At 62.9% G+C, this 12,110-nt stretch carries 11 protein-coding genes; 9 read left to right on the forward strand and 2 right to left on the reverse strand.

Going from position 1 to position 12,110, the window contains the following annotated elements:
* Positions 1–8 precede the first annotated feature (8 nt).
* Together OXG98_02950 and xerD are read left to right on the forward strand one after the other, a co-directional pair.
* On the forward strand, positions 9–1,019 hold the full coding sequence (locus OXG98_02950) for a mannonate dehydratase (protein MCY3770967.1): 1,011 nt from the start codon (positions 9–11) through the stop codon (positions 1,017–1,019).
* Positions 1,020–1,103: 84 nt separating this feature from the next.
* Positions 1,104–1,988 carry a site-specific tyrosine recombinase XerD gene (gene xerD, locus OXG98_02955; GenBank protein MCY3770968.1) on the forward strand — a complete coding sequence of 295 codons (885 nt, stop codon included), beginning with the start codon at positions 1,104–1,106 and terminating at the stop codon, positions 1,986–1,988.
* Here xerD and lnt read toward each other — a convergent pair whose 3' ends face one another.
* Positions 1,989–3,587: an apolipoprotein N-acyltransferase gene (lnt, locus tag OXG98_02960; protein ID MCY3770969.1), complete on the reverse strand. Its 1,599-nt coding sequence runs from the start codon at positions 3,585–3,587 to the stop codon at positions 1,989–1,991.
* A 201-nt stretch (positions 3,588–3,788) separates the two neighbouring features.
* On the opposite strand from lnt, the gene OXG98_02965 reads away from it, so the two are divergent.
* Positions 3,789–4,775, forward strand: a complete 987-nt coding sequence (locus tag OXG98_02965) for a Gfo/Idh/MocA family oxidoreductase (protein MCY3770970.1) — start codon at positions 3,789–3,791, stop codon at positions 4,773–4,775.
* 23 nt (positions 4,776–4,798) lie between these two features.
* Complete coding sequence (locus OXG98_02970) at positions 4,799–5,428, forward strand: isoprenylcysteine carboxylmethyltransferase family protein (GenBank protein ID MCY3770971.1); 630 nt, start codon at positions 4,799–4,801, stop codon at positions 5,426–5,428.
* Between the two features lie 21 nt (positions 5,429–5,449).
* On the opposite strand, the gene OXG98_02975 is transcribed toward OXG98_02970, so the two are convergent.
* Positions 5,450–5,899, reverse strand: a complete 450-nt coding sequence (locus OXG98_02975) for a hypothetical protein (GenBank protein MCY3770972.1) — start codon at positions 5,897–5,899, stop codon at positions 5,450–5,452.
* Positions 5,900–6,296: 397 nt separating this feature from the next.
* On the opposite strand from OXG98_02975, the gene hisB reads away from it, so the two are divergent.
* The 5 genes from hisB to OXG98_03000 form a co-directional block, all read left to right on the forward strand.
* Positions 6,297–6,884, forward strand: coding sequence for an imidazoleglycerol-phosphate dehydratase HisB (hisB, locus tag OXG98_02980; protein MCY3770973.1), 588 nt, complete (start codon positions 6,297–6,299; stop codon positions 6,882–6,884).
* Between the two features lie 24 nt (positions 6,885–6,908).
* Complete coding sequence (locus OXG98_02985) at positions 6,909–7,952, forward strand: alanine racemase (protein ID MCY3770974.1); 1,044 nt, start codon at positions 6,909–6,911, stop codon at positions 7,950–7,952.
* A gap of 71 nt (positions 7,953–8,023) precedes the next feature.
* A complete protein-coding gene (locus OXG98_02990; protein ID MCY3770975.1) occupies positions 8,024–9,568 on the forward strand; it encodes a sodium-dependent transporter in 1,545 nt (514 codons plus the stop codon).
* 4 nt (positions 9,569–9,572) lie between these two features.
* Positions 9,573–10,664 (forward strand): histidinol-phosphate transaminase, encoded by a 1,092-nt coding sequence (locus tag OXG98_02995; GenBank protein ID MCY3770976.1) that lies wholly within the window; start codon positions 9,573–9,575, stop codon positions 10,662–10,664.
* Between the two features lie 82 nt (positions 10,665–10,746).
* A partial coding sequence (locus OXG98_03000; GenBank protein ID MCY3770977.1) for an amidase occupies positions 10,747–12,110 on the forward strand: 1,364 nt, incomplete at its 3' end.

Consider the following 12,110-nt stretch of genomic DNA (forward strand, 5'->3'; position numbering starts at 1 on the left):
AGTCCACCATGGCGCTGATGGAAATCGAACCCGGTATCAAGGTCGCGGGACAGATGTCCCCCGAACCGACGCAAGAGGACCTGGAGTTCGCCCGGCAACTCGGCATTGAATACGTCTGTCTCTGGACGGACGGCGAACACGCCAACTACGACTATTTCATGAGCCGGCGGGAGATCTACGAGGACGCGGGCATAAAGATATACGGCTTCGGGAACAGCGACGTGCACAACCAGGACGCCATCGTGCTCAACCTGCCGAACCGGGACGCAAAGGTGGAACAGTACATGCGCTACATTCGCGACCTCGGCAGGGCGGGCATTCCCTATACGACCTACGCCCACATGGGCAACGGGATCTGGAGCACGGAGCGGGAGACCACCCGCGGCGGCGCCTCGGCCCGGGGTTTCGACCTCGCACAGGCCGAAGAAGGCCACTGGGGCGGCCGGCTGTTCAAGATGCCGCTTACCCACGGACGCGTGTACAGCGAGGACGAGATCTGGGACAATTTCGCCCATTTCATTGGCGAAGTCGCGCCGGTGGCGGAGGAAGCGGGCGTCCGGATCGGCATTCATCCGGACGATCCTCCCCAGCCGGAACTCGGCGGCATACCGCGTTGTATCTTCAGCAGTTACGACGGATACTACCGGGCCATGGAAATCGCCGACAGCCCGAACGTGGGGCTCTGCTTCTGCATCGGATGCTGGCTCGAAGGCGGATCGCTGATGGGCAAGGGCGTGGAGGACGCGCTACGCCACTTCGGCGAGCAGGGCAAGGTCTTCAAGGTCCATTACCGGAACGTGGACCAGCCCCTGCCCCATTTCGTGGAAACCTTTATCGACAACGGCTACTTCGACATGTACCAGGCCGCGCGGGTCCTGGAGGAAACCGGTTTCTACGGGGTCATGATACCGGATCACATCCCGGAGATGGCGGGAGACGGCCGGATCGGCTACGCCTATTCCATCGCGTACATGAAGGCGCACGTGGACCGGGCGCGGGCGGAGTGCGCCGCCGCGTGAGCGCACAGGCCAGCGGGACTTGCAAGATCGCGCCAGTGAGATGCCTTGTTCCTGACCTTGCCAGAGGAAGGACCTGCGCGCGTCATGAACGAACTGAACGATTTCCTCACCCACCTGCTCATTGAACGGGGACTGTCGCCGAACAGCCACGAAGCGTACCGTCGTGATCTGACCTCCTACAGGAGCCATCTCGACCGGCGGGGGATCGCTTCCTTCTCCGACGCCACACGCCAGGACGTCCAGGGATTTATCGCGTACCTCCGAAGGCGAGGCCTCGCGCCTTCTAGTATCGCGCGGCACGTTTCGGCGGTACGGATCTTCCACCGATTCCTTATCGGCGAGGGGCTGGCCACGGACGATCCGACCGAGCACGTCAGGGTTCCCAAGCAACCCCGTCGCCTTCCGGTCGTTTTGAACCGGGAGGAAATCGGGCGGTTGCTCGAACAGCCGGACCATACGACGTCGCTGGGACTGCGCGACCGTGCGATGCTCGAATTCATGTACGCCACCGGTCTGCGCGCGTCCGAATTACTGGATTTCAGGCGGCCCGACCTGCTCTTCGACGCGGGGCTGGCGCGTATCTTCGGGAAGGGCGGCAAGGAGCGCCTGGTACCGGTGGGCCGCCAGGCGATCAACGTCATCCGAAACTACCTGCACAAAGTTCGACCCGCCCTGGCCTCTCCGAAAAGCGGTGAGTTGCTCTTCCTGAACGCCCGTGGAGGCCGTCTGTCCCGCATGGGCCTGTGGAAGATCATGGATACCTACGTGGAACTCGCCGGCCTGGAAAAAAAAGTCAGTCCCCATACCATGCGCCATTCCTTCGCCACTCATCTCCTGGAAGGCGGCGCCGACCTCCGTGCCGTCCAGGAAATGCTCGGCCACGTGGACATCGCCACGACGCAGATCTACACCCACGTGGACCGCGAATACCTCAAGGACGTGTACGCCCGATACCATCCGCGTGGATGATCATTTCGATTTGTTTGTGAAGAGGGCTACCGTCCTGCCGCCCGTCAGGGCCGCCGCGACGACGGCCAGCACGCAGCAGAACAGGGCGAACACGTCGCCGTAGCGGGTGTAGAACGTAGGTTCACCCCGGTTGGGATGTACATTCGCGACGGTGGTCGTGGCGACCATCATCGGTGTTGTGCCATAGACGGCGCCAGTGGCGGAGATGAACCCCGAAATGCCGGTGTTCGCCGCGCGTATGATCGGCGTGCCGGTCTCCACTGCACGAAGCACGGCCATGGAGAAGTGCTGGCTGGGGGCGGAGGAGGTTCCGAACCAGGCGTCGTTGGTCATGACCACGAGCACGTTTGCGCCGTTCAGAGGAAACCGCCGGACCAGGTCAGGGAAGATGGATTCGTAGCAGATGACCGTACCGATATGCATGTCCTGTCCGGTGAGCGGCATCACGGTCAGTTCGTCGCCGGGCGTGAGGTCTCCGATCGCGCCGGTCAACCCGGACAGAAAGGAGAACAGACTCGGTATCGGCAGATACTCGCCGAAGGGCACCAGGTGCATCTTGCTGTAGGAACTCACAATCCCCCTCTGGGGAAGCAACAGAAAAGCGCTGTTGTAGATGTCGTTTTCGCCGGATCGGTAGCCCAGCGCACCGGTAAGCAGCGGAACACCCGCTTCGTCGGTCAAAGCATGTACCTGTTCGTTATATTCCTCATATGCCGGACTCTCCAGCCAGAAGGTCATCGCCGTCTCGGGAAACACGATGAACTCGGGGTCCTGGGGCAGTATCGACCGCGTCAGATCCCGGTAGACGTCCACGGTCCGCTGGACCTCCTCCGGCAACCACTTCATACCCTGTTCCTTGCTGCCTTGGACGACGGCCACCTTTACCGGGGGTGTCTGCCGTTCCAACGCACGTGCCTGCGAGATCGACCACCAGCCGTATCCCGTCGTGCCGATCAGGGTAATACAGGCCAGGAACATGGCGAATACGGGCGCCCGCCACGAGGTGCTGTCCCGCAGGCCGATGAAGACCATGGCCAGCGTCGCGTTCAACAGCATGACCAGGAAGCTCACACCGTAGACGCCCGTGAAATTCGCGATCTGAATGACGGGCAGAACCAGGTGCTGCGAGTAACCCAGCAATTCCCATGGGAACCCCGTGAATACATAGGTCTGGATGTATTCCAGCGCCGTCCACAGGGCGGCCGCGAACAACGGGAATAGGGGGGACTTCCAGTCGGCCCGCGCCGCATACAATCCGAAAATGAAGGCGTACAGGGCGATGACGAGGGCCACGCCCGCCATGCTGACCAGGCCCAGCGCCAGGTTCAGGCCACCGAAGTTCATGACGGTTTCCCGGATCCAGTACACCTTGGCGACGCCTGACACGAACGCGAATAACAGGGCGATCAAAGCCACCCTGGTCAAGGAGCCGTTCCGTCCGGCGTCGTGCAACGCGATCATGACCGGCACGAAAGCGCCCCAGGCCAGGGGCCACCAGTCGACCTTGGGTATGCTGAGGAAGATGAACAGCGCGGAACAACAGGCGAGACCGTACCCGGCGATGGTCGAAGAGGCGTGGAGCCGTCGTATGGAGTCCATGGGGTCTTCTCCAGGGGTCTCTGCGTCCGTTTGCGTGACTGAAATCAACACCCATTGCCGCGGCGTGTCAACTTCAAGAAGCGATTCAGGCCCGGGATCCGACCTTCAAATGAGGTTGACCATACGGGGTGGCGGCCTCTACATTCCGGCTGGAGAACACCGCGCTGAGTTATAAGTCAAGATGTCAGGGAGAAACCGCACTTGGATCCCTTGCGGACGGCCGTAATCGGTGTCGGACGCCTCGGCGAAGTCCATGCCCGCGTACTGGCGGACCTGCCGGGTATATACCTTGCCGGCGTGTACGACATTCGCGGCGAGCGGGCCGAGCAGGTTGCCCGCCGTTACGGCGCGAAGGCCTACGGCAGTTTGTCCGATCTCGCGGGGGATGCCGCAGCCGTCACCGTGGTCGTGCCCACCACCGCCCACTGTGAAGTGGCTTCGTACACGCTGTCCCGGGGGCTGCATACCTTCGTGGAAAAACCGATCGCCGCGACCGTCGAAGAAGCCGGACGGCTCGTCGAACTGTCGGAGGCTCACCGAAAGGTACTCCAGGTCGGACACATCGAACGGTTCAACGGCGCCTTCCGGGCCCTTGAAGGAACGGCCGTATCCCCTGGTTTCATCGAGTCGCACCGCCTGGCGTCCTTCGACCCCAGGGGAACCGACGTGTCCGTCGTCCACGACCTGATGATCCACGACATCGACCTGATCCGTTGCCTGGTCCGGTCGGACCTGGATCGGGTGGACGCCACCGGGGTCGCCGTGATCTCCGACCAGGTGGACATCGCCAACGCCCGGATGCAGTTCGCCGACGGCTGCGTGGCCAACGTAACGGCCAGCCGCATATCCCTCAAGCAGATGCGCAAGATGCGGGTCTTTCAGCGCGATCATTACATTTCGATGGATTTCCTGGCGGGCGAAAGCGAGATATACCGACTGGTCGACGAGCCCGGACCGGGCGGGACCCGGGGATTGAAGATTCCCATTAACACCGGCGACGGCCGCACCCGGCATATCCTGCGGCAGAAGAAGGCGAAGGACAGGACCGAGCCGTTGAAGGCGGAACTCGCCTCCTTCGCCGCCGCGGTGCGGGGGGAATATCCGCCGCCGGTGACCGGCCGCGATGGCCTGGAAGCCCTGCGCATCTCCCTGGCGGTGATCGATCAGATCGACCGCGGACGCCGATAGGGCACGCACTACGATCCGGTACAGTGGCTGAGCAGTTCCGTCGCTGGAACGCGATTCTCGAACAGGCGGCACGATCTACCGACATGGACATACGCGCCCGCGTTTTCGCAGCCCGAAGCTATACTCCCATTCCCCTGCTGGTAGCCGTGCTGATCATGGCGGAGCCAAACCTGCTTACCCTTGCAACCGGCGGACTGGTGGTAGTCCTCGGGGAATCCATACGCCTCTGGGCGGTCGGCTACGCCGGTTCCGCCACCCGCACCCGGCACGTCGGTGCGCCTTCGCTCATCACGAACGGACCCTATGGCCGGGTACGCAATCCCCTCTACGTGGGCAACTTCATCCTGAGCCTCGGCCTCTGCATTATGGCCTGGGCCTGGATGCCGTATATGCTCGGGATCTTCCTGGCGGCCTTCGCTGTACAGTACGGGCTGATCGTATCCCTGGAGGAAGAGAGTCTGCGAAGTATCTTCGGCGAAGAGTACGACGCCTACGTGAGGGCCGTGCCCCGGTTCCTGCCGCGATTCACCGGGTATGTCGGAGGCGAACCGGCGCCCTACGATTTCGCCGCCGCCCTGCGCAGCGAAAGGCGGACCTTTCAGTCTATCGCCGCAGTTGCGGTCGCGATCGCGGCACGATGGTACTTCGGCTAGTCAGGGCAGTCGCGCCTGGTTTCAACGCATCAGGCGCGTACCGCGCTTGCGGGTTCCAATCTGGCCGGATCTCGTAAAGCGCAATGGATCGGAACCCGGGCCGGCCGCATCGGGCGGGCGGGACGAAGGCGGCGTCTCCGGCTTGGAGGGCGGAGGCGTAGGAAGATCGATCGTTTCGTCGTCGCCGTCGGCGTCCTGTGTTTCCGCCGATCGCTTCTGCACGCTGACCCCGGCGGCGCCCTGCAGGAGGCTGAGGACCGCGACGAGCAGGACGAGGAGGACAACCGGCCACCACGGGATTTTGCTCAAAACCCGCAACACGTCCGATTCAGGCTGGAAGAACAGCCCGTACAGCAGAATCGGACCGAGTATGACCAGCAGCGACACCCCGACGATGCACACGACCTGCGACCAGGCCGGGTTCCGCTGGAGAAACCGAGATATGCCGGAGGTTTTGATCTTCCGCTTCAATCGTCTGTCCTTTCAAACCATGGAGCATTAGTCCACATCTGTTACCCACTCTTGCACCGGGGTGGATGCACGTGTTTCCGACCGGACGAACCGGCAGTCTCAGCGATGCCTCGACGCGCCGGCCTGTGCGCCGCGGAGTCGAAGGATGCGTCGCTAACGCGCACCCGCAGCACAATGCCGCGACGCCTTCCAAAGCCCGGTCCCTGAAGCATAGCGCCATCCGGTCCGGTCGACGTTACAAACTATTTCGGACACGTTGCGGATTGACCGGTCGCCAGGAACGGTGCAGGCGCCCATATCCCCTTGACAAAACCCTGACGGCGGCCTACTGTAACAGGTCGATCTGCTTGCCGTTGCCCTGGCAACAACCGGTTCTTTAACCAACGAAGAGGATTACGTGTCTCGCACCGCCGCCGTAACGCGCGAAACGCTGGAAACCCGTATCGATCTGACCCTCGACCTGGAGGGCAAGGGCTCGCTTTCCGGAGAAACCGGCATCGGCTTCTTCGACCACATGCTGGCCGGTTTCGTCAAACACGGGGGTTTCGATCTCGATCTATCCTGCACGGGCGATTTGCATATAGACGATCACCACACGGTGGAAGACGTGGGGATCTGCCTGGGACAGGCCTTTGTCCAGGCGATCGGCGATGGGGCCGGCATTACGCGTTTCGGCCATGCCTACGCTCCCCTGGACGAGGCGTTGGCCCGGGCCGTCTTCGACATCAGCGGAAGGGCCCACCTTGAATTCGACGCCGAATTCTCGCGTTCCTCGGTCGGCGATTTCAGCACGGAAATGGTGCGGGAGTTCTTCGGGGCGTTCGTTCACCACGGACGCGTAACCCTGCACGTCAGCCTGCTCGCGGGAGTAAACGCCCACCACCAGGTCGAGGCGGTCTTCAAGGCGGCGGCCAGGGCGCTTCGCCAGGCGGTAGCAATGGATGACCGCGTGTCCGGGGTGCCGTCCACCAAGGGCAGCCTCTAGCGGCCATAGCGAACACGGGTAACCATGCACATCGACGAACTGGACACTCCGGCCTACACGGTCGACCTGGACGTGATGGAGCGGAACATCGCGTCCATGGCGGAACACTGCCGGAATCTCGACATCGGCCTTCGGTGCCACACGAAGAGCCACAAAATCCCAGAAATCGCCCACCGGCAGGTCAGGGCGGGCGCGATCGGTATCTGCTGCCAGAAACTCGGCGAGGCCGAAGTCATGGCCGCCGCCGGCATCGAGAACATCCTGATCCCCTACAACATCGTCGGTCCCCGGAAGGTGGAGCGCCTGACACGCGTCTCCCGCCGGGCCGAGATCATCGTGGCCGCCGATGACGAAATCACGGTACGGGGCATGTCGGACCAGGCGCTGAAAGACGGCTGCCGGGTCAACGTGATCATCGAACTTGATACGGGCACGAAGCGTTGCGGCGTACAGTCGCCCGAAGCGGCGGCGGACCTTGCCGAACGAATCACGGACCTCCGCGGTCTCTTCTTCAAAGGCGTCATGATCTTCCCCAGCCATCCCGAGGCAGAGGTTTTCCTGCGGGAGACCGTGGAACGAATCACGGACAAGGGCATACCCATCGAGATCATCAGCGGCGGCGGCACCGGCGGCGAAGAAAATTCCAAAGCCATGGGCTGCACCGAGACCCGCAGCGGGTCCTACATCTGGGAGGGCATGGACCGCATCAGCACTTCCGCCATGCTCAACCCCGAACGCTGTCCCTGCCGCATGATCTGCACCGTGGTGAGCGCCCCGACGCCGGACCGCATCATCATCGACGGCGGCATGAAGACCTTTGCCAGCTATCCGCCCACGCCCTACGGCCACATCATTGAACATCCCGAGGCGGAGATCTACGGCATGTCGGTGGAGCACGGGCACGTGGACGTGTCCAAGTGTGCGCACCGGTTCAAGGTGGGCGAGCGTTTGTCGGTCATTCCCCTACACCAGGAGATGGCCCTCAACCTGCACGACGAACTCAACGGGGTCCGGGACGGGCAGGTGGAAGTCGTCTGGCCCGTCGCCGGCCGGGGCAGAGTCAAGTAGGCAAAGTGTAACAGTTGGTATAAAACGAAGTAAGCCATACAAGGCGAGAGACAAGCTGGAAGGAGAACCAGATGTCTGTAACCAAGGTAAGGGAAGTCTGGCAAAGCCGCATGGGCCTGATCATGGCCATGGCGGGCAACGCCATCGGCCTGGGCAATTTCCTGCGGTTTCCCGTACAGGCGGCCGCCAACGGCGGCGGGGCCTTCATGATCCCCTATTTCGTCGCCTTCCTCGTCGTGGGCATCCCCATGATGTGGGTGGAGTGGAGCGTGGGACGGTTCGGCGGGAAGCATGGCCACGGCACCACGCCGGGTATCCTGTACCGCCTGTGGAAACATCCGGCGGCCAAGTACATCGGCGTGCTCGGCATCGCGGCGCCGGTGGCCTTCGCCCTGTACTATTCCTACGTGCAGTCGTGGACCCTGGCTTACAGCTTCTTCTCCCTGACCGGCCAGTACTTCGGCATCAGTACCCAGGAGGAGATGGGCGCGTTCCTGAGCAGCTTCCAGGGCATCACCGAAAGCTCCCATTTCAGCGGCATTGCGACGGCCTACATCTTCTTCCTCATTAACCTCGGCATCGTATTCTGGGTACTGAGCCGCGGCGTGGTACGGGGCATCGAGACCCTGGCCAAGTTCGCTATGCCCATGCTGCTGATCTTCGCCGTCGTCCTGGTGGCCCGGGTACTGACCCTCGGGACCCCCGACCCGGCCTTTCCGGACCGAAGCGTCATGGCCGGTTTCGCCTGGATCTGGAACCCGGACCTCAGCCGTCTTTCCGAAGGCAGCGTGTGGCTCGCGGCCGCGGGTCAGATCTTCTTCTCCCTCGGTATCGGCATCGGGAGCATGCAGTGCTACGCGAGTTACGTCCGCGCCCGGCAGGATGTAGCCTTGACCGGATTGACCACCTCCATGAGCAACGGCTTCGCCGAGGTGGTGCTGGGCAGTTCCATCGCCATCCCGGTTGCCGTGGCCTTCTTCGGCGTCACCGCCACCGAGGCGATCGCCACCGGAGGTTCCTTCGACCTGGGATTCCAGTCCATGCCGCTGATCTTCCAGCAACTGCCGCTGGGCCAGTTCATCGGCACGCTGTGGTTCGGCCTGCTGTTCTTCGCGGGGATTACCTCGACGGTGGCCCTGACGCAACCGCCCATGGCCTTCCTCCAGGACGAGATGGGATGGCCGCGAAAGAAGGCGGCTATCGTCGTAATCTCCTTTCTGTTCATTTTCGGCAACTTCATCGTCTTCAATATCGAGCACGGCGTTATCGACGAACTGGATTTCTGGATCGGGACCGTGGGCCTGGTGGTCTTCTCCTTTCTCGAGATCATCATCTTCGCCTGGATATTCGGCATGGACAAGGCCTGGGACGAGATCAACGAAGGCGCGGCGATCCGGATACCGCGGATCTTCTACTATATGATCAAGTACGTAACGCCTGTCTCGCTGGCGATCCTGCTCGTCGTATGGACCTACCAGGCCGGCTTCGACCTGCTTCTGCTGCGCAACGCCAACCCGGAGGACATCCCCTATCTGCTGCTCACGCGGGGCATCATCGTGGGGCTGATCCTGGTAGGTGTGTTGCAGGTACGGCGCGTTTCGAAGAACTGGAATTAACGATGTGGCAACGCCCATGAGTGCGGTGAACGAAAACCACCAGAGCGTCGGCCTTCCTCCGGGTATCGTGCGCCTGAGCCGGAACGAAAACCCCCTCGGGCCATCTCCCGGCGTCATCGAAGCGGTGAAATCGCGCAGCAACCAGATCAACCGCTATGAAGACCCCGACCATATCGACCTCTTTCGCAAGCTGGCCAGGCTTCACGGCGTGCCGCACGATGAGAAACTATCGCTGCCCGGCCTGGATTCGGAAGATGCCTGGATCCGCGTAGGCGACGGCGCCGAACACCTGATGCACGCCATCGCGCGGGCCTTCCTCTCGGCGGGCGACGAGGTGATCGAGCCTCATCCCGCCTTCGGACTGATGATCCGGTACGGGGAGGATATCGGAGCCCGGTCCGTGCGGACCACCCTGACGCCGCAGTACGTGTACGACCTGGACGCCATGGCCGCTGCCGTCAACGAACGGACCCGCATGGCCGTCATCACCAACCCGAACAATCCGACGGGCACCGTCGTCACCCACGACGCGCTGTCGCGCTTCGTCGAAGATCTGCCCGACCGCGTGATCGTCCTGGTGGACGAAGCCTACATCGACTTGGTGGAAGACGGCACGTGCTCCGACAGCAGCGCCTTGGTCAGAAAACACGAGAACGTCCTCCTGGTCCGCACCTTCTCGAAGGGCTACGGACTGGCGGGCTTCAGGCTGGGCTATGCCGTGGGCCAGCCCCACATGATGGCGCGCGTCCGCCAGTTTCACGGGGGATCGCCCAGCGCCCTGGTGCTGACCGCCGCCTGCGCGGCCCTCGACGATCCGGATCACGTGATCTGTTCCAGGGAGGCCGCGAGCGCGTCCAAGGCGATCTACTACGAGACGTGCGAAGCGCTCGGACTGGCGTACGTCCGCAGCGAGGCGGCCTTCGTCCTGATCGAAGTCGGCGACGCGAATGCGGTGACGCAGGCACTGGCCGAACGGCGCATTATCGTCATCAACGCCGAAGCTTCCTGGGGCATACCGGGCATGATCCGGGTCTCTTACGGCAACGAGACGGAAAGCCGGATCTTCACCGGGGCTCTGCGGGATATCCTTGGCTGAAGTCCCCGGCATCACGCATGTGATGATCCCGGTCGCGTAACCCGCCATTATCCCAACCTGAATTCGTTCAGAAAGGCGCGCGATGCCCGTATCCGAACTGTGCTTCACCCCGGCGACCGATCTCGTCCGCATGATCCGCCGCAAGGACGTTTCCGCGACGGAAGTCATGGAGGCCCACCTGGTCCAGGTCGACCGGGTGAATCCCGCCGTGAACGCCATCGTCACCTATCATCCCGAGCAGGCGCTGGATGGTGCCCGGAAAGCGGACGAAGCCATCGCGCGAAACGAAGCGCGGGGACACCTCTTCGGCCTGCCCATCGCCCACAAGGATCTGGTACTGACCAGGGGCGTGCGGACTACTTATGGTTCGCCGATCTTCCGCGATTTCGTCCCGGGCCAGGACGAACTGATCGTGGAGCGGCTGAAGCAAGCCGGGGCGATCTCCTTCGGCAAGACGAACGTGCCGGAATTCGGCGCGGGTTCCCAGACCTTCAACCCGGTCTTCGGCGCGACGCTCAATCCATACGACACGTCCCGGACCTGCGGGGGCAGCAGCGGAGGCGCCGCCGTGGCGCTGGCCTGCGGCATGCTGCCCATCGCCGACGGAAGCGACATGGGCGGCTCGCTGCGCAACCCGGCCAACTTCTGCAACGTGGTGGGGCTGCGGTCCGCGCCGGGCCGCGTGCCGCGATGGCCGTCCGTCAACGCCTGGGGAAAGTTGAGCGTCCAGGGCCCCATGGCCCGGACGGTCGCGGACGCCGCCCTCATGCTCAGCGCCATCGCGGGTCCCGATCCCCGTGCGCCGCTTGCCATTCGGGAGCCGGGACAGCCCTTCGCAATGCCGCTGGAACGCGACTTCAAGGGAATGACGGCAGCCTGGAGCATGGACTTCGGCGGGCTGCCCGTGGATCCCGAGGTCACCTCGGCCATCGAGGCCAAGCGCGGAGTATTCGAGGATCTGGGCATGACCGTCAGGCCGGGCCAGCCCGATTTCGCCGAAGCCGACGAGGTATTCAAGACGCTGCGGGCGTGGAGCTTCATCCAGGGTTACGGCGATCTCCTCGAGAAACACCGCGGCCAGATCAAGGATACGGTCATCTGGAACCTCGAAGCCGGATTCGCCCTTACGGGGTCGCAGATCGCCCGCGCAGAGGTGGACCGGACCACCCTGTACCACCGGGTCCGCCGGTTCATGGAGCGCCACGAATTCATGGTTTTTCCCGTCAGCCAGGTCCCGCCCTTCGACGTGAATACGCCTTACCCCACGGAAATAGACGGCGTGCAGATGGAGACCTATATCGACTGGATGAGGTCGTGCTACTACGTCACCGTCACGGGACTGCCCGCCATTTCCGTGCCTTGCGGATTCACTTCCTCGGGCCTGCCCGTGGGGCTGAGGGAGATCGTCGGATCCGGCACGCTGTTTACCGGTATGGAATTCCTGCT

It is taken from the genome of Gemmatimonadota bacterium, from assembly GCA_026706345.1.
GTDB lineage: Bacteria > JAAXHH01 > JAAXHH01 > JAAXHH01 > JAAXHH01 > JAAXHH01.